The 18,423-nt window shown below is 56.0% G+C and carries 11 protein-coding genes and 2 pseudogenes; 6 read left to right on the forward strand and 7 right to left on the reverse strand.

All coding sequences use genetic code 11. The features are described 5' to 3' along the window. The first annotated feature begins 53 nt into the window (after positions 1 to 53). Positions 54 to 1,706, forward strand: a complete 1,653-nt coding sequence (locus ACUTSW_RS22405; protein ID WP_445585404.1) for a ShlB/FhaC/HecB family hemolysin secretion/activation protein — start codon at positions 54 to 56, stop codon at positions 1,704 to 1,706. 94 nt (positions 1,707 to 1,800) lie between these two features. On the opposite strand, the gene ACUTSW_RS22410 is transcribed toward ACUTSW_RS22405, so the two are convergent. Together ACUTSW_RS22410 and ACUTSW_RS22415 are read right to left on the reverse strand one after the other, a co-directional pair. Continuing rightward, positions 1,801 to 2,373 carry a DinB family protein gene (locus ACUTSW_RS22410; protein WP_445585405.1) on the reverse strand — a complete coding sequence of 191 codons (573 nt, stop codon included), beginning with the start codon at positions 2,371 to 2,373 and terminating at the stop codon, positions 1,801 to 1,803. A gap of 125 nt (positions 2,374 to 2,498) precedes the next feature. Beyond that, a complete protein-coding gene (locus ACUTSW_RS22415; protein WP_445585406.1) occupies positions 2,499 to 3,266 on the reverse strand; it encodes an AraC family transcriptional regulator in 768 nt (255 codons plus the stop codon). Positions 3,267 to 3,339: 73 nt separating this feature from the next. On the opposite strand from ACUTSW_RS22415, the gene ACUTSW_RS22420 reads away from it, so the two are divergent. The 3 genes from ACUTSW_RS22420 to ACUTSW_RS22430 all read left to right on the forward strand — a co-directional run bounded on the left by ACUTSW_RS22420 (position 3,340) and on the right by ACUTSW_RS22430 (position 6,423). Then, entirely contained in the window at positions 3,340 to 3,987 is a 648-nt protein-coding gene (locus ACUTSW_RS22420; RefSeq protein ID WP_445585407.1) for a hypothetical protein, read from the forward strand. Positions 3,988 to 4,147: 160 nt separating this feature from the next. Next, positions 4,148 to 4,642 carry a molybdopterin-dependent oxidoreductase gene (locus ACUTSW_RS22425; protein ID WP_445585408.1) on the forward strand — a complete coding sequence of 165 codons (495 nt, stop codon included), beginning with the start codon at positions 4,148 to 4,150 and terminating at the stop codon, positions 4,640 to 4,642. Continuing rightward, the gene (locus ACUTSW_RS22430; RefSeq protein WP_445585409.1) at positions 4,639 to 6,423 is read left to right on the forward strand and encodes an ATP-binding response regulator; all 1,785 of its coding nucleotides are present in this window, start codon (positions 4,639 to 4,641) and stop codon (positions 6,421 to 6,423) included. Before ACUTSW_RS22425 ends, ACUTSW_RS22430 begins: the two co-directional genes overlap by 4 nt. On the opposite strand, the gene ACUTSW_RS22435 is transcribed toward ACUTSW_RS22430, so the two are convergent. The 4 genes and pseudogenes from ACUTSW_RS22435 to ACUTSW_RS22450 all read right to left on the reverse strand — a co-directional run. Beyond that, on the reverse strand, positions 6,413 to 7,264 hold the full coding sequence (locus ACUTSW_RS22435) for a helix-turn-helix domain-containing protein (RefSeq protein ID WP_445585410.1): 852 nt from the start codon (positions 7,262 to 7,264) through the stop codon (positions 6,413 to 6,415). The two genes, ACUTSW_RS22430 and ACUTSW_RS22435, sit on opposite strands and share 11 nt — an antisense overlap. 475 nt (positions 7,265 to 7,739) lie before the next feature. Then, positions 7,740 to 10,829, reverse strand: coding sequence for an autotransporter outer membrane beta-barrel domain-containing protein (locus ACUTSW_RS22440; RefSeq protein ID WP_445585411.1), 3,090 nt, complete (start codon positions 10,827 to 10,829; stop codon positions 7,740 to 7,742). A gap of 69 nt (positions 10,830 to 10,898) precedes the next feature. Beyond that, on the reverse strand, positions 10,899 to 13,997 hold the full coding sequence (locus ACUTSW_RS22445; RefSeq protein ID WP_445585412.1) for an autotransporter outer membrane beta-barrel domain-containing protein: 3,099 nt from the start codon (positions 13,995 to 13,997) through the stop codon (positions 10,899 to 10,901). Positions 13,998 to 14,402: 405 nt separating this feature from the next. Then, a pseudogene (locus ACUTSW_RS22450) lies at positions 14,403 to 14,717 on the reverse strand (TetR/AcrR family transcriptional regulator); the annotation flags it as partial. A gap of 12 nt (positions 14,718 to 14,729) precedes the next feature. Here ACUTSW_RS22450 and ACUTSW_RS22455 point away from each other — a divergent pair. After that, a pseudogene (locus tag ACUTSW_RS22455) lies at positions 14,730 to 15,278 on the forward strand (Tm-1-like ATP-binding domain-containing protein); the annotation flags it as partial. 83 nt (positions 15,279 to 15,361) lie between these two features. Here the strand turns inward: ACUTSW_RS22455 and spy are convergent. After that, on the reverse strand, positions 15,362 to 15,868 hold the full coding sequence (gene spy, locus ACUTSW_RS22460; RefSeq protein ID WP_445585427.1) for an ATP-independent periplasmic protein-refolding chaperone Spy: 507 nt from the start codon (positions 15,866 to 15,868) through the stop codon (positions 15,362 to 15,364). Positions 15,869 to 16,424: 556 nt separating this feature from the next. Here spy and pdeR point away from each other — a divergent pair. Continuing rightward, entirely contained in the window at positions 16,425 to 18,419 is a 1,995-nt protein-coding gene (gene pdeR, locus ACUTSW_RS22465) for a cyclic di-GMP phosphodiesterase (protein ID WP_445585413.1), read from the forward strand. The last annotated feature ends 4 nt before the right edge of the window (positions 18,420 to 18,423 follow it).

The raw sequence follows: 18,423 nt of genomic DNA on the forward strand, positions 1-18,423 counted from the left end.
TATTATTCCTCCGCCGCTTGGCGGAGGTTTTTCCCCCGATATAAAAAATTAATATGAAAAAAAATATTCCATTGCTGCTGAGCCTCCTGCTTACAGGGGTTGCCCATGCCGGTAATCTATTATCCACATTGGAACAACAGAGTGTCAGCCAGGAAAATAAAGAGCGAAATATCCAGAATAAGCTGCAGTCTGGAGGCCATACCGTCTTCACCCAACCGAGCGACACGCGGCAAGAGGCTCTCTTCTACCCGCAGGAAACCCCCTGCCTGAAGATCCGCACGGTGCAAATTGAAAGTGATGGAATACGCCCAACCCTCGCCATTAAACAATTGGCCGGTAGCGCGGAGCAGCAGTGCCTGGGTACAACAGGAATAAGCAACCTGCAAAATGCCATACAAAATCAGCTCATTGGCGAAGGGTTTATCACCTCTCGCGCGACGTTGACCGCCTATCATGCAAAAGAAGAGGCTATCACCCTTTCTCTCAGTTATGGCCGTGTCGGCATCCTAAGGCTGAGTGACGACAGCAGCGGGCATTTCAATCTGGCCAGCGCTTTTCCACTGAAAACCGGTGACATACTCAATATCCGCAACGTTGAACAAGGGCTGGAAAACATCAATGCCATCCCCGGCACCCAGTCCGATATCCGCATTATGCCCAGCCAAACACCGGGAGAAAGTAAAATTGAAGTGCTGCGCAGACAAGAGAAATACTGGCAGGTAGCATCCTGGGTGGATGACTCTGGTACCAAAGCCACTGGTCGCTATCAGGGCGGCGCCGCGCTTTTCCTCTATAACCTGACCTCGCTTAACGATACCCTCTACGCATCACGCTCACAGAATATTGAAAGATCTGACACCCGTGGCAATAGTTCACACGCAATATCTTACTCCCTTCCGTATGGGTTCTGGTCATTAGACCTGTTTGCAGGTAAGAGCAAATACCATCAGGGTATTCCCGGCTATGCTATTGACTACCAATATAAAGGCAAAGCAGAAAGCCTCAGCCTGCAAATTGGCCGAACGGTATCACGCGGTGCCCGGTACAAAACCACGCTCAATGCGCAGTTATTGGAGCGGGATTATCATTATTTTATTAATGACACGGAAATAGACCTTCAGCGTAAACGCTTAACCACTATAAAAATTGGTGCCAAACACCTGCACTACATTGATGATGCAAGGATTTCGTTGTCGCTGGATCTTTTGAAAAATATGCGATGGTTCCAGGCCGATCGTCTCGATGGTGCCTATAACTTAAGCAGCCACATTATTAAAGCCGAAGCCAGCGTATTTAACCCCTTCATGCTATCCGACCTTTCCATGGATTATAGGGGCGGGTTAACGTTACAACTCGCCAATTACGACTTGCCAATACAGGACAAGTTAGGCATTGGGAGTCGTAATACCGTGAGAGGATTTGATGGCGAGCTCAACTTGTTCGGCAATAAAGGTATCTACTGGCAAAATACGATAGCCTGGAACTTAAGTTCATTCCCGGTACAACCCTATGTTGGCATGGATTATGGCTATGTCATGCAGAGCGAGAACGCTATTGGGCATAAATTGGCAGGCGGTATCGCGGGCGTAAGAATTGAAAAGTGGAATACCAGCCTCGATACCTTCATCGGCACACCGCTCTATAAACCCCAGGGTTTCGCTACCAGCTCAATGAATATCGGTTTTTCACTGGTATGGCGATATTAAGGAGAGAGATAAGGTCAGGATCTTCAACATCCTGACCTGTTTATATCGATGCGGAGGTTTCAAAAAACCGAATGCTCGGCAGCTAGCTCCCAGCTTAACGGGCCTGGTTGAAATGATCCCTGATAAACACCGGCAGGTCATTCGATGGCGGCGTAAAGGGCACCTGGTACATCATGTCGCCGACAAAGCCCCGGTGATAGGTGGCGTGATTCACGAGGTGCAGCACAATTTCCTCCTGCGTCATCACGCCTTCACCCCCGCCGACAAACTCGAAATGAACGGCTTTCGTCAGATCCTCGTTTGACCAGCTGTCCACCAGATCGATATACCAGCGGTCCATTTCCTGCACCGCTTGCCACAAATCCTCAAACGCCGGCGTATGTTCGGTATTGCGCGCGGTATAGCCGTGCTTTTTCCCCTGCAGATGGTGCCTGAAGATATCGTCCACCACGTAGGTATGGTTTAACGTATGCACCATATTGCCAAACCGCGTCGGGCGCTGTTTCAGGGCTTCGCCCTCCGGCAAGGATCTGACGTTGCTGAACGTCAATGCATCCGCCCAGGCTTTGTAACGCACCAGCATTTTCAAGGTATTGAGGGCCGAGGCCGTCGGCGCTGTCTGAACGGCAGTTTCACTGAGAAGCGAGTTATTCGTCACTACTGACATGCTGTGAACTCCTGATTTCAACATTTAACGTTTTTAAAAAGCGTTGATTACTCTGCATCAGTCACCTGATTGTGCATTAAAAAAACCAGGTTGCATCGGCACCTGGCTTTTTTATTTCATCACTGTCATCCCACACCCTTTTTCACCGAGCTCGGGGGCACGCCATATTTGGCGGAAAATGCCCGCGAAAATGCCTCCACGCTGCCAAACCCAACCTGATAGGCCACCTGCTTGACGCTTCGCCCCGACATCAGCGCTTTTCTGCCCAGCGTTAAACGCCATGCCGTGAGATAGGCACCCGGCGTTTCCCCCACAACCGTGCCGAATCGCTCGATAAAATGGCTGCGCGACATGCCGGCGATCTGCGCCAGCCTTTCAACCGACCATTTGCAGGCCGGCTCGTCATGCATGGCAACCAAGCTGCGGTGAAGGGCAGGATGGGCCAGCCCGGCCAACATGCCGGCTTTCACCGCACCGGCGGCGATAGCGCGCCGGATGACCAGCACAATGATGACTTCGCACAACCGATCCTGCACCGACACCGTGCCACAACGGGGGGATTGCGCTTCGTCAATAAACAAATCGGCAACGCCCTGCAGCGCCGGCGTATCCGCCAGCAAAAAATCCATTCTGTCGGGCAAGGTACCGACCAGCGGGTTCAGCTCGCCGGAAAAATCGACGCCGGCGCTGACGATGACTGCAAACTCACCTTCCGGCGGCGGCCCGCCTGCGACGTTAAAACGGATATGTGATGCCCCTTCTCCCGCCGCACGCGCGGCGACGTAGAGGTTGGCAGGGTCTGTCGGGTCGGAAAACACTCTGGCTTTCAGATCAAAGGCCCTGAGAAAGGCGGCCAGCCGGTCATGCCTGTGCATATTTGTACTATTCATCATGAAATTTGGACATTGTCCGTCAGAAAGTACGCTAGTTTGCAGGCAACCGTCAAAACCTCATGGAGCCCTTCACATGCGTATCGCGTTACTGCATACCTTTGAAACCAATATTGCGATATTTACTCAGACTGCGGCTCGGCTCGGCTTGCCCGCAGATTCACTGGTGCACGCCGTTCGCGCCGATCTGCGTGCCGCAGCGGAAACGAGAGCACCAGACCTGGAACAACAGGTCTGCGCCGCACTTGAAACACTAAGCCACACTGCCGATGTGGTGGTGCTGACCTGTTCCACGCTCTCCGGCGCCGCCAGAGCGCTCGCCGCAACCTCGCCAGTCCCGATACTCAGAGCGGACTATGTGCTGGCGCAAAGGGCGCTGCAGGCAAGTGATTCGATCGTGGCTCTGTGCGCCACAGAAGCCTCGGCGCTGTATACGCAACGGTTGTTTGAAGAAGCAGGCAAGCGCGCCGCCCAGAGAGTTGAAGCCCGGGTTGTGCCGGACTGTGGCTTGCAGTTGCAACGCGGTAATACCCAAGCGGCCCTGCGGCTTACCGCACTGGCCGCCGAACAGGCCAGCCAACAAGGTGCCACCGAGGTGGTGCTGATGCACCCGTGGATGGAAGGGGCGCTAGCCACGATCGCAACCGATCGAGTTCCCCTGTCCAGCGCCCCGGTAAGCCTGTCGGCCGCATTGAATATTCTCCAGGCCACCTCTGCCGACTAAACCCGACCCCGTTCCTCTATCAGACCGGGGTCATGCCCCGGCCTGCTTAATTTCACTTCATTTACCCTTTCCTCCGGCACAACCCTGTATTTTCTGCCATTATTTTGCCTGTTAAATTAGCAGGCCCTATGCAGACTTCCGCTACTTCTGGAGAACACCGATGCTGTTCACTTTTTTTAAAAACGCCGCGTGGGCATTTTTTGCGCTGGTCATCGTTCAATCCAGCGCGCTAAGTTTCACTCTGGAAGTGACGGGCAATATCGAAAACGCCACCGACCCGGCAAAAAAAAGTCATCTGTTTACCGATAAACAACTGTTGGCGATGCCGGTGCACAGCATCACCACCTCAACCTCCTGGACGCCGCAAAGAAAGTTCGAAGGGGTGGCCGTGGCGGATATTTTGGCGCGCGTGGGGGCCAAAGGCAGCACGCTGACGTTTTATGCGCTGAACGATTATTACATCGACGTGCCGCTGTCCGACGTCGAGAAATACCATATAATTTTGGCCTACAAGATGGACGGCGAAATGCTGAAGATCCGAAACTTCGGACCGCTGTTTTTGGTTTATCCAAGGGATGACGCAGGGCCTGAGTTAAATTCCCCGCTCTACAACTCGCGCTTTATCTGGCAAGTGGACAGGATTGTAATTAAATGAAGCTTAAAGGATTTAAAAGCGGCAGCAGGTTGGCGATCCCAGCGATTTTTGCCGCGCTTTTTTTGGTTGCCTCCACGGTAACGCTGTATTACTACAGCGCCACCCTGTCAAAAAAAGGGCTGTATGCCATTGCCGGCACTCAGGAAAATTACTCCTGGTCGATCGCCAAATTCGCCATCAAGCTGGCCGAATTTGAAACCCTGGTCGAACAGCAGAAAAACGCGCAGCAGGTGGATAGCGAAGATCTCAGGCTTAAATTTGAAATCCTTTATTCCCGCTTTTACGTGCTGGAAACAGTATCCGAATCCACGCAGCCGCTGTATGCCGAACCGGGTTACCCTGAAGTGGTCACCCAAATGCGTCGGCAAATGGATCGGATTGATACTTTGCTGAATAGCCCGTCGATTGATTTCACCCGCATTTCGCAGGCCATGAAACAAATCAAGCCTTACTCGATTGAGATGGCCAACCTGACCGATCACGCCGAAGTGAAGCAGCGTACCGCCGCCTATGAAGACTATATCGAAAAGCGGCACATCATTTTTTATGGTCTGGTGATCGTGATGTTCTCGGTGATCGCCCTGATTGCCATCACCCTGATTGTGTTGCGCCAGCAGCGCCTGACCATCCGGCAACAGGCCAAAGCGATTGAGGCGGAGAAAGCCACGCGCACCAAAAATGCCTTTCTCGGGGCCATCGGCCACGAGTTGCGTACCTCGTTGCAAAGCATCATGTCCGCCATTGACGTGTTGGTGAATACTAAAGTGTCGGCCGAACATGCGGATACCTTCCAGCGGCTGGAAACCGCCGCGCAGCAGGTTGAAAGCCAGATGAAGGACCTGACCGATTATGCCCATCTGGACAGCGGCATGATGGAATTGCGCATAGTGCCGTTCGACGCCCAACGGTTGATCGAGGAAACGGCGAATGAAATCACCACGCTGAGCCAGAAAGATCGGGTTACGCTGTTGTGCGAGGTTGAGTGCGGCCACCAGCAAATACATTCAGATCCGTTGCGTATCAGGCAGATCATCGTCAACCTGCTGACCAACGCCTACAAATACACCGAAAGCGGCACCATCACGCTGCACAGTTGCCTGCGGCGGCAGCCAACCGGCAGCGCGTTGATTATCGAGGTCACCGACACCGGTATCGGCATCGAAAAAGAGATGCTCGACCAAATATTCAGGCCCTTTACCCAACTTGATCAGTCGCACACCCGGCAGTATGGCGGCGTCGGCATGGGGTTGGCGATTGTGCACGGGCTGGTGACGCTGCTCAACGGCACCATTACCGTCTACAGCGAAATCAAAAAAGGCAGCACCTTTATCGTCAGCATCCCTGTCGAGATCGGCGATGAAGAGGAATTGGGTGCAACACCGACGCAGCACCACGGCCTGGCGCAGAAACAGCAGCATATTCTGGTGGTGGATGACAATAAGTCGGTAAGCGACGCCTTTGCGGCGCTGTTGGACAAACTGGGTTACCGGCACGAGCTGTGCAACTCGCCTGAACGGGCGCTGCAAAAACTGTTCCGGCGGCCTTACGACGCGCTGCTGCTGGATCTGCAAATGCCCGGCATCGATGGCGCCGCGCTGGCCAAACAGCTGCGCAGCCGCCGCGGCCCCAACCGCCAGGTGCCGATTATCGGCATCAGCGCCTACCCCCCGGAACAACTGTCTGCCGAACAGCGGGCGCTGTTCGATAACTATTTAATGAAGCCGGTGCGGTTAGACTCGCTGTCCACCGCGTTGGCTTCGCTGTTCACCGCTAAAGATTAAAGCACCGCAACAAGGCGGCTTCGATGACGTGAAGCCGCACCGGCTTTTCATAGGGGCCGAGCACGTCATAGTCACGCATCGCTTTGGCGATTTCCGACTCGCGCTGATCGGTGCCCAACTGGCCGGTCAGCACCAGCACCGGTGCATCCGGGTTGTCGGAGCTGCGGATGGCTTCAATGCATTTATCCGCCGTTTCCTCGCCGATCAGCCAGTCGACCACATAACCGTCGAACAGGCTTTGTTGCAGCGCCTGGCAAAAACTGCCGACGTCGTAGAATGCCACCGCCGTGAAACCGCGGCCATCGAGGTATTTTGCCAGTTCATCCGCCGCCTGATGCGAATCATCCAGCACCGCAATGCTCAAACGCTCATCATCGGTATGGCTCGGGCGGATCTCGATCAATTCAACCCAAAAGCGTTTACCCAACGGCGCATCGTCCGCACGATAAATATGCCATTGCTGGTCCGGCTTCAGCGCCACGAACTCCGCCTGTCGCCCGGCCGGCAGTTCATCGCCGATATGACCGACGCAGGCAATTTCCGCACCCGCCACAAAAAAGATGGCATCCTGCGCCATAGTTTGCGCCGACGCCTCCTGTTCCGCACCCATGTCCGCGATAGCCGCCGGCGTTTCGCCCAACGCAGCAGCTACGCTGTTGATCTGCTCCAGCGTCCAGGGGCTTTGCCCTTTCAGTTTTCGATGCGCATGTGAAAAACTCAGATCCAGAATACGGCTAAGCTCTTTTGCATGCTGCCGCTTACCAATGCCGTAATGCAAAAACAGTTCCCTGACCCGGTTTGCAATCGACAACGAATCGAATTTGTGGTGATTGTTATCCATTTTTCCCTTCGATTTTTCTGCTTATTTATTAGTTGTTTTAATTATGAATTATGAAAAAGCACGCTCAAAACATTGCATACCATGCAATCTTAATTTAAAAACGTTGCTTGACATACCATGTTCTATGGTCAAACATGGTATCAAAAGACACATACAGCAATACACTATAAAAAATAATACTAGAACCACTTTTGATAATAACCATAATAACACCAGGGAAAATTAGTTCCGATTGCCGCTGCTGAAGGATGTATGCATTCACTCAGTCTGTGAGCAAACCGGGATTTGAGCCGTAGCGCTAATCTGTTTTACCCACTTTTGAGCCGGGATCCGCAAGGGTCCCGGTTTTTTATTGCCGTTTTTTCGCCAAACCGGGCGAGGCATCATACGGGTAGCTCCCCTTGTCGTCACTGTTACCCGGCCCCAATAAAAACGGGGCCAGCAAGCTGACCCCGTGTCTTTCAGGCAAGAAGCGTTAAAAACGCCAGGTAAAACCGGCGTTGACGCTGTTGTCCTGATGGTTTTGCGACAGCAGGCCACCGTAGCCCAGCGACAGCGTGGCGTTTTTGTTCACCGCCACTTCCGCGCTGGCCTTCAGCACTGCACCGTCACGCGATGCCGACACGCTGTTCACCACGAACGGCGAACTGCCGCCGTTGAACCGCAGCCCGGTGCCGCGATCCAGATCGCCGTACTGATGCTGCCAGCCCAGTTCGCTGCGCAACGCGACCGCCGTCGTTTTGCTCGCCTGCCACTCGGTATCGGCGCGCAACCCCAGCGTCGAGACGGTGGCGTCGGTGTGCTGCTTGTCGCCATGCAGCGCCGCCGCGCCGCCGTCTTCAGAGATGCCGTTGTTCTGGAAGTTGATGTACGCCAGGTTGGCGAACGGCTCCAGGTTCACCCAACCGGCTTTCACGCTGTAACCCGCTTCGGCGAACACCTGCTCGGTACGCGCGCTGTACTTCGCGGTTTCGCGATCCGACTGCGCACCATAGTTGACCGAGCGCGAGGTATCGATACGGTGCCAGGTGTAGGCACCACCGGCGCGCAGCGCCAGCTCACCGAACTGTTTGCCGCCGTACACCGCCAGGTGGTAGTTGTCGCTGTCGGCGTTCGAACCGTAGCCGCCGTCCAGCGAAGTGCGGGTATAGCCGGTCGCGACCCCTAACCGCCCGTCGTCAGCCAGCGCCGAGTCCAGTCCCAGCAGCACCCCGTAGGTCGAGGCCTGATAGCCGGTGGCGTTGGCATCGCCCGATGCATGATCCCAGGCACCCAGCAGCTGCGCCCAGGCACCGCCTTCGTCGGACTTGATGTCCGGTGAGGTCGCCAGCCCTTCCGCCTGCCGCAGGCGGCCGTTGAGCGCCTCACGCAGGTAGCGGCTGTCGTTGACCTGCGCCGACGCGATATCCGCGTGGATCTGCCCGGACAACTGACGGAACGCCTGCCGCGCTTCCCCCGCCGAACCGGCGTTGAGGATGCTCTCGTACACCGGGTTGCCCGCCGCCAGCGCATCCGCCGCCGCCGCGACCGAACGCTCGTTCTGCGTTTGCGCCACGCTGGCGAAGGCGGTGTCATTACGACCGACGTTCAGCGTCACCTGATTCGGCTGATAGCTCAGCCCGGTGCCCAGGAACAGATAATTCGGTGCCACCGCGTCAAACTGCCCGCTGACGCCCTGATCCGCCGTCAGAATGTTGTACTGCTGGCCGAGCAGGCTGCGCACTTCGCTTTGCGATAACAGGTTAGGGCTGTTCTCCAGCGAGACCACCACCTCGCCGCCGGTGATCGACGCCGATCCGCCGCTGTGGATCCGATCGCTCTGGCCGTTCGGCGCCACTTCCACCGCATAGCGCGAACCCGGCTCGAAGCTGACGTTGTTGGCCACATTGAGCGTGCCGATCGAGTTGCCCGGCGCCACGGTGCCGCCACGGCGGGCGGTCAGCGAACCGACGCTGCCGGAGCCGCCCAGAATACCGGCGTTCTGCACCGTCACCGCCGAGGTGACCGAACCGTTGATCGCCAGCAGACCATGATTGACCAACGTCGGGCCGGCGTAAGTATTAGCCCCGGTCAGCACCAGCGCGCCCGCCCCCTCTTTGGTCAGGCCGCCGTGGCCGGAAATGTTATTTGAGTACACTTCCCACCCACAGTGGAAGTCATCACAAATGCGCGCATGCAGCGTGCCTTGATCGACCTCCGCCCCCAAACCTGGAATATTGGCGACAAACTGCGTTGAACCGTAAGCCACGCCGGCCGGATCGGGAATACGGAACTCCTGCGGAATATCTTCAACGGTATAGAACATCCCCGGCCCGTTAATCGCTTTGCCCAGGTTGATCATCCCCCAGCCGTACAGCGCATCGATGCCCGGCGCACCCATATCGGTGGCGGTAGTCTTTAACACGTCGGCAATCTGCGCCGACGTCATGTACGGAAAACGCTGCAACAGCACAGCTACCGCGCCGGTCACGTGCGGCGTCGCCATTGAGGTGCCGCTTTTAATGCCGTAGTCCGAGACCAATTGATTTGGATCTGAACCGTTAGCCACGGTGCTATAGATTTTACTGCCCGGGGCAGCAACGCAGAAACTGGCGGTATAGCCGCAGCGCGAAGAGAAGGTGCTGATGCTGTAGTCGCCGGTTTTCGTCGGATCCTGAATACTGGCAACCGACAACCAGTTAGGCGCAATATCCGGCACAAAATAGGCCAGGCCGCTGATCACATCCGGTTGGTTGTAGTTCCCGTCGTTCCCGGCAGCAAACAGCACCAGAATGTTGTTACGGGCAGCGTCGATCGCCCCCTGATACCCCGCACCGGCCAGGCTACCGAGCAGCGGTTTGACCTGATCAAACTGTTCCTGCGCATCTTTTAACTCGAAATGCAGGGCCTCGGGTTTACCGCCATTATCCGAAAGGAAGTCAGGGATACTGACACCCCAACTGTTGTTGATCACCCGTACGCCGTTGTTGATCATCGCCTGCCAACCTGCGTTGGTCACGCTGCCGTCCAACCCGAGAAACTCCCCGTAAGCCGGGCCATCATTGTCGTTGTCCACGCTGACGATCTGCGAATCAAAGGCAACGCCGTGCATGCCGGTACCGTCGCGATTGGCGGCAGTGATACCCGCCACATGGACCCCGTGATTACTCAGCAAACCTTGTGAACCGCTGTAAAAATGGAAGGTCCCGTCGAAGTAAAAACGATCGCCGGCATTAATTCCCGGCCGATGTGGATCGGTATAGGCGCGATAGCCTTCGGTCACCACGTTGGTCAGCTTGCCGTCGCCGGCAAATTCAGGATGCTTGTTCACCGGGGTATCGAAGATCCCCACTTTTTGCCCTTTGCCGGTATAGCCCGCCGCATAGGCCTCATCGGCGTGGATCGCGCCCAGCCCCCAGTCAGCCTTGAATTCATCGCTACGCCAACTGGCCGGATCGCCTGGGTTGCCGCCCACATCATGCGGGGCCGCCTGCGCCCCTCCCGCCGCCAGCATTGCACACAGCAAGGCGTTTAGTTTCCAGGTTGGCGCCAATGCCGATTTATTGTTTCCTGCAGATTGCTTCATTCCCTTATCCTTTTTATTTTGCGTAAAACCGCCCCAGGCGGGGCGGCTGTTCCGTTGGTTTTTTTAAGATCAGAAATGCCAGGTAAAACCGGCGTTGACGCTGTTGTCCTGATGGTTTTGCGACAGCAGGCCGCCGTAGCCCAGCGACAGCGTGGCGTTTTTGTTCACCGCCACTTCCGCGCTGGCCTTCAGCACTGCACCGTCACGCGATGCCGACACGCTGTTCACCACGAACGGCGAGCTGCCGCCGTTGAACCGCAGCCCGGTGCCGCGATCCAGATCGCCGTACTGATGCTGCCAGCCCAGTTCGCTGCGCAGCGCTACCGATGTCGTTTTGCTCGCCTGCCACTCGGTATCGGCGCGCAACCCCAACGTCGAGACGGTGGCGTCGGTGTGCTGCTTGTCGCCATGCAGTGCTGCGGCGCCGCCGTCTTCAGAGATGCCGTTGTTCTGGAAGTTGATGTACGCCAGGTTGGCGAACGGCTCCAGGTTCACCCAACCGGCCTTCACGCTGTAACCCGCTTCGGCGAATACCTGCTCAGTGCGCGCGCTGTACTTCGCGGTTTCGCGATCCGACTGCGCGCCGTAATTGACCGAGCGTGAGGTATCGATGCGGTGCCAGGTGTAGGCGCCGCCGGCGCGCAACGCCAGCTCACCGAACTGTTTGCCGCCGTACACTGCCAGGTGGTAGTTGTCGCTGTCGGCGTTCGAACCGTAGCCACCGTCCAGCGAAGTGCGGGTATAGCCGGTCGCGACCCCCAATCGCCCGTCGTCAGCCAATGCCGAGTCCAGCCCCAGCAGCACGCCGTAGGTGGATGCCTGGTAGCCGGTGGCGTTGGCATCGCCCGATGCATGATCCCAGGCGCCCAGCAGTTGCGCCCAGGCACCGCCTTCGTCAGACTTGATGTCCGGCGCAGTCGCCAGCCCTTCCGCCTGCCGCAGGCGGCCGTTGAGCGCCTCACGCAGGTAGCGGCTGTCGTTGACCTGCGCCGACGCGATATCCGCGTGGATCTGCCCGGACAGCTGCCGGAACGCCTGCCGCGCTTCCCCTGCCGAACCGGCGTTGAGGATGCTCTCGTACACCGGGTTGCCCGCCGCCAGCGCATCCGCCGCCACCGCCACCGCACGCTCGTTCTGCGTTTGCGCCACGCTGGCAAAGCGGATGTCGTTGCGTTCGATGCTCAGAGTCACCTGATTAGGCTGATAGCTCAGCCCGGAGTCCAGGAAGGGGGAGAAGCTTGACGTTGAAGAAAACTGCCCGCTGACGCCCTGATCCGCCGTCAGAATGTTGTACTGCTGGCCGAGCAGGCTGCGTACTTCGCTTTGCGATAACAGGTTAGGGCTGTTCTCCAGCGAGACCGCCACCTCGCCACCGCCGATCGTCGCCGATCCGCCACTGTGGATCCGATCGCTCTGGCCATTCGGTGCCACTTCCACCGCATAGCGCGAACCCGGTTCGAAGCTGACGTTGTTTGCCACGTTGAGCGTGCCGATCGAATTGCCCGGCGCCACGGTACCGCCACGGCGAGCGGTCAACGAACCGACGCTGCCGGAGCCGCCCAGAATACCGGCGTTTTGCACCGTCACCGCCGAGGTGACCGAACCGTTGATCGCCAGCAGACCCTCGTTAACCCGCGTCGGGCCGGCGTAGGTGTTGGCCCCGGTCAGCACCAGGGTGCCAATACCCTGCTTGGTCAGGCCACCGTGGCCGGAGATAGCATTGCTCCAGACGTCCAGCCCGCAGTGAACATCGTCGCATACCCGCTCAGTCGGTTTGCCTTTGTCCAGTACCGCGCCGATGCCCGGCAAATTCACCACAAACTGCTCGGGACCATAGGCACCACTGACGCGAAATTCCTCCGGAATGTCCTGTTCAGTGACGAACATGCCCGGACCGCGAATCGCTTTGCCCAGATCGATCATCCCCCAGCCAAACAGCGCATCGATACCCGGCGCGCCCATATCGACGGTGGTGGTCTTCAGTACCGAAGCGACCTGCGCGCCGGTCATGTACGGGAAGCGCTCCATCAGCACCGCAATGCTGCCAGCCACGTGCGGAGCCGCCATCGAGGTGCCGCTGTATTTGGCGTAACCCGTGGTCAGATTCTCCAGGCTGTTGCCTTCGATGATCGAGCTGTAGACTTTGCTGCCCGGCGCGGCAACGCAGAAGCTGGCGGTATAACCGCAGCGTGAAGAGAAGGTGCTGATGCTGTAATCGCCGCTATTGTTCGGATCTTGCAGGCTGGCGACGGAAAGCCAGTTGGGGGCAATCTCCGGCACGAAATAGGCCAGGCCGGCCATCGCATCCGGGTTATTCAGGTTGTAGTCATTGCCCGCGGCAAAAATGGTGACGATGCCGCTGCGCGCCGCATCGATAGCGCCCTGATAGGCACCACCGGCTTTGGTGCCCAATATCTGTTTGATTTGATCGAACTGTTTCTGCGCGTCGGCGAGCGTGAAGTGAGGGTAAGCCGGATCCTTGCCACCTTCATCGAACTTCTCGGTGATGCCGATACCCCAGCTGTTATTGATGATGCGCGCACCGCTGGCGATCAGCGCATCCCAACCGGCTTGGTATACCGCGCCGTCGTTGCCGAGAATGATGCCGTCTTCCGGCCCCGGGTCACCGTTTTCCGCGCTGATGATTTGCGCATTGAACGCCACGCCGTGCATTTCGCCGCCATCGCGGTTGCCGGCTGCGATACCGCCCACATGGGTGCCATGTGAGCCGAGCGTGCCGTCTGAATCCACGCTCGGCGTGCCGTCATAACGGAATGCGTCGCCTTTCTTCACCGGGATGTAAGGATCGGTGTACTCGCGGATGCCGGTCGTGACCAGGTTGATCACCTTGCCCGGGCTGGCAAACTCCGGATGTTGGGCATACACCGGCTGATCGAAAATACCGAGCTTAACGCCTTTTCCAGTATAACCGGCGGCGTAGGCCTGCTCAGCATGGATCGCCCCCAGGCCCCATTCAGCGTTGAATTCATTGCTGCGCCAACTGGCCGGATCGCCCTGCCTGCCGCTCTCGACATAGGGTGCGGCCTGCGCTCCGCCGATCGCCGCCAGACATAAAAGCACTGCGCTCCATTGTGCGCGATTCACGCCAATTTCAGGCCAGCCAAAGGCCGCCTGAACAGGCTTGGGTCCTCTACGTTTATTTTCCATCCCAGATACCATCCATTGTTGTTTGCAAATGTTTTATTGGTTTTTTTGTGTAACAGTTTCGTAACACCAAATAAATAAAGCACAACAATCTCAAGCACGCCTAATGGGTCAATAGCGAGACAGCCTGATTGGGACCGATAAACGTGATGTAAAGGAGAGGGGATGCATAAGGATTTCAAATGACCATAAATGGCCGGAGAGAGCGTTTTAATTGCGGTGGATAAAAATATAACACAATGATAAATATGTATAATATAAAAACAAAAAGGCCGAGGGCTATTTTCCCTTAGGCCTATTAAAAATAGCTTTCCGGCCCCTCTTATCACTTTAAATTATAAGAATTGCCGATATTTACTCAGTGAAATGTGCTGGTTTTGACCGAGAAGAACGTTGAAAATTGGATTATCATGCTAACGGTTTTCTGCTGTTCATCGCATCTTCTTCGGCCTGCCGAATAATGGCCTTCGCCATCCACTGCGTCACATCCTGAATGCCGCCGAGATCCAAACCCCAAATATCTTTCAGTACCAGAAAAACTTCCGAACCATAAATCAGTGAAAAAGAATGAATCACCATCTGCAACGCCTCTGGTGGCAGTTTATCCTGTAACGGTTCTACCGCCAGCTTCAGCAGACGTTTGCGGTTGCCGCGTACGAATTTTTCACCCGGCGTCGCATTCGCCCACTGCTGCAATGACAGTTGCAGAGCAGCTCGCAGAGCGCTGGCAACTGCTTACTGAACGCCGCGCTGGCTCTTACAACTACCGAGGTGGCAGATTATCTGTTCGGCGGCGTTTTGCCCTGTAATGAGGATCGCTTCGGTGCCATCGCGCGCACCGGTATCCCTTGCGTACTCTCCTGTGGCGCATTGGATATGATCAACTTCGGCTCGCCAAAAACCGTGCCGGATCGCTATGCCGGGCGTCTGTTGCATCACCATAACCCGCAGGTCACTCTGGTGCGCACCACCGCACAGGAGAATTCCCTTATCGGACGCTGGATCGGGGAAAAAATGAATGCCTGCGAAGGCGAAGTGAGATTCGTCATTCCGGAAGGTGGCGTGTCAGCCCTGGATGCACCGGGCCAGCCGTTTTGGGATCCGCTCGCACTGGTTGCTTTTGTGCAAGCGCTGGAAGGCACACTGCAGCAAACAAACAGACGTCGGCTGATAAAAACGCCTTATCATATTAACGATCCGCGTTTTGCGCAGGTCATTGCCGAACAATTTCAGCAGATTACTTATACGCCGGATGATTTTTATTCTCATTGCCCGATGGGCTAACGACTTTCTGGCCAGCAATAGCTGACCAAAAGCAAAAGGGCCAGATGAATAATCTGGCCCTTTTTATTTACCCCATGACGCTATTACTGCTCGGTCGCCATTTTCGATTTCATTTTATTCATGTGGTCCATCATTTTCTGTTCGCGTTTCTGATAATTCTCATTGTATTGTTTTTTCTGCTCAGGGGTCAGCAGGTTATACATTTTATTTTCCGCTTTGGCGCGTTCCAACATATGTTCGGACTGCGCTTTGCTGATGGCATCAATTTGGGATTTTGCTTTTGCTTCATCGAAGCTGTCGCTAGCCACCAGGTTGTGCAACGCCTGACGCTCCTCTTTTACGCCCGCACCGCGATTCTGGTGTGATTCTTTCATGATGTCGCGCATTTGCTGGCGCTGCTGTTCTGTCAGGTTCAGGCCGGCAAACGGCCCGCCTTTACCTTCGCCTTTATGGTGCATCATTTTCATCGGGGCAGCATCCGCAGCAGACGCCGGTGCCGCCGGTGCCGCCGTGGTGTCCGCAGCGAAGGCCATGGAAGCAGAGCCCAGCGCCAGAGTAGAAGCTACAAATAAAGCGGTCAGTTTACGCATAATGATTTCCTTAAAATTATTCTTCATCAGGAGCGCTGTACGTGAACAGGCTCTTCTTTCGTTCGTCGGGGATAATAGTAGGCCGTTAAACATAGAGTAATGCGATGCTGTGTAAATTTTTTAAAACCCAAAACAGGTTTATTCGACAACTTTGAGTAAATTATGGAGATAGTGTCTAGGGTCCGGAAATTTTGATTGCCTGAGAAAATTAAAATTCACCCCAATGGGGTTATTCCTGCCGCCCACCGCCTTTATTATAATTTAGCCTCATCCAGTACAACCGCCCTTCAACAATATGGCGGCACCCACTGCGCAGAAATCGTACGATTTTCCCTTGATTGAAGATTTTTCTCTTACACTCAAAGCAACCGGCAACAGTGGGACATTTACACAGCAAAACTAATTATTGCTTATATAATAGTTTCATCACCCATGCCCGCCCGTGAAAAACGTGTTATATGATGGAGATACGTGCACTGCGGCCGCTACCGAGCCTGAAAACTGCGGCTACGCTCATTGCGGAAACCTGGCTGTCGTGCCCTTTTGAGGAATCATCATGTTCGCAGACCAAGGTCCTATGCTCCTGAACGCCCACTTTGGCACCAGCAGCCCCTACTGGCGGCTGGCATTCGACAGCAATGCCCTGGAGCTGTCCGCAGTCAAAGGCAAAGCCCATATGGCCGTGGCACTCAGCGCCATACAGGCAGCAAAAATACGGCGTCTGAGCGGCATTACCGCCAGCCTGGATATCTCTATTTCGCTGGTCGGCGAGCCGATACATTTGCATCTGGTGGGCCGCCGGATCAACAAGCTGGAATGGGCCGGCACCGCCTCCGCTTTCAGCGACACCAAGTCGGTCGCCCGTGACCTGGTGCATGGGCTTTCCTTTGCCGAGCAGGTGGTATCGGAAGCCAATTCGGTGATTGTGATTGTCGATCAGCATGGCCGCATCCAGCGTTTCAACCGTCTGAGCGAAGAATACACCGGTCTGCATGAACATGATGTCATTGGCAAAAACGTCTTTCAGCTGTTTATGAGCCCGGAAGAAGCGGCGGCCTCGCGGCGAAATATCGCCGGTTTTTTCCGTAATGGTTCGTCCTACGAGGTGGAACGTTGGGTCAAAACGGTAAAAGGCGAGCGGCTGTTTTTGTTCCGCAACAAATTCGTCCACAGCGGTAGCGGGAAAAACGAAGTCTTCCTGATTTGTTCCGGTACGGACATCACCGAAGAACGCCGCGCCCAGGAACGCCTGCGGGTGCTGGCCAATACCGATATCATCACTGGCCTGCCCAACCGCAACGCCATTCAGGACAAAATCATCCAGGCGATCGCGGAACGCGGTGACAGCAACGTTGGGCTGGTGTACCTCGATCTCGATAATTTCAAAAAGGTGAACGACGCCTACGGGCATATGTTCGGTGACCGTTTGCTGGTTGAGGTGTCGCTGGCGGTGCTCGGCTGTCTGGAGCCCGATCAGGTTCTGGCCCGTCTTGGGGGCGATGAATTCCTGGTGCTGGCCCAACAGGCCGACCGCGAGGTGCTGCAACAGCTGGCCCAGCGTATTATCGACCGATTGAAAACGCCCTTCCGCATCGGCCTTATCGAAGTCTATACCGGTTGTTCGATTGGCATCGCGCTGTGCCCGGAACACGGTAACGATCTCGACGGCCTGATCCGCAGCGCCGATACCGCCATGTACGTCGCCAAAGAGCGCGGCAAACGCACCTTTACCGTATTCTCGCCGGAAATGAACAAACGCGTCGCTGAATATATGTGGCTGGACACCAACCTGCGCAAGGGTCTGGAGCAGAATCAACTGGTGGTTTATTACCAACCGAAAATCGATGCGCTCAGCGGCATGGTGCACAGCGTGGAAGCCCTGGTACGTTGGGACTCGCCCGAACGCGGTCTGATCCCGCCGTTACAGTTTATCTCTTACGCTGAAGAATCCGGGCTGATCGGCCCGCTCGGTCGATGGGTGCTGCAGACTGCGGCCAAACAGGCCGCCCAGTGGCAGCTGCAAGGGCTGGCGCTGCGGGTCGCCGTAAATCTTTCCGCTCGGCAGTTGGTCGATGATTCCATCGTGGAAGATCTTATCGACGTGTTGCAGCACAACCAGTTGACGCCGTGCCTGCTGGACTTCGAACTGACGGAAAGCAGCCTGATTGAGGATGAGAGACGCGCACGCGCGGTCATCACCCGGCTGCGTGAACTGGGCGCGCAAGTTCATCTCGATGATTTTGGCACCGGCTACTCCTCGCTGGCGCAACTGGCGCGTATCCCGCTGGATGCCATTAAGTTGGATAAAAGCTTTGTGCGCGGCGTGAATTTCAATCCGGTTTCGCAATCGCTGGTGCGCGCCATCGTCGCGGCGGCCGAGGCGCTGAAATTCCGGGTGATCGCCGAAGGCGTTGAGACAGAAAGCGAGAACAGGTTCCTGGATGAGGTTGGCGTGGACGAGAAACAGGGGTTCCTGTTTGCGCGGCCAATGCTCCCGGAACAGCTGGAACATTGGCTGCGGTCTTATTGCCCGTCACCACCCTCAGCGTGATGCG

It is taken from the genome of Serratia sp. TSA_198.1, from assembly GCF_052686505.1.

Excerpts from the sequence above, each read along its gene's own strand:
- ACUTSW_RS22425 (WP_445585408.1), top strand. The coding sequence starts at position 4,148 with ATGCTGTTCACTTTTTTTAAAAACGCCGCGTGGGCATTTTTTGCGCTG.
- ACUTSW_RS22405 (WP_445585404.1), top strand. The coding sequence starts at position 54 with ATGAAAAAAAATATTCCATTGCTGCTGAGCCTCCTGCTTACAGGGGTT.
- ACUTSW_RS22415 (WP_445585406.1), bottom strand. The coding sequence starts at position 3,266 with ATGATGAATAGTACAAATATGCACAGGCATGACCGGCTGGCCGCCTTT.
- spy (WP_445585427.1), bottom strand. The coding sequence starts at position 15,868 with ATGCGTAAACTGACCGCTTTATTTGTAGCTTCTACTCTGGCGCTGGGC.
- ACUTSW_RS22435 (WP_445585410.1), bottom strand. The coding sequence starts at position 7,264 with ATGGATAACAATCACCACAAATTCGATTCGTTGTCGATTGCAAACCGG.
- ACUTSW_RS22445 (WP_445585412.1), bottom strand. The coding sequence starts at position 13,997 with ATGGAAAATAAACGTAGAGGACCCAAGCCTGTTCAGGCGGCCTTTGGC.
- ACUTSW_RS22410 (WP_445585405.1), bottom strand. The coding sequence starts at position 2,373 with ATGTCAGTAGTGACGAATAACTCGCTTCTCAGTGAAACTGCCGTTCAG.
- ACUTSW_RS22420 (WP_445585407.1), top strand. The coding sequence starts at position 3,340 with ATGCGTATCGCGTTACTGCATACCTTTGAAACCAATATTGCGATATTT.
- ACUTSW_RS22440 (WP_445585411.1), bottom strand. The coding sequence starts at position 10,829 with ATGAAGCAATCTGCAGGAAACAATAAATCGGCATTGGCGCCAACCTGG.
- pdeR (WP_445585413.1), top strand. The coding sequence starts at position 16,425 with ATGTTCGCAGACCAAGGTCCTATGCTCCTGAACGCCCACTTTGGCACC.
- ACUTSW_RS22430 (WP_445585409.1), top strand. The coding sequence starts at position 4,639 with ATGAAGCTTAAAGGATTTAAAAGCGGCAGCAGGTTGGCGATCCCAGCG.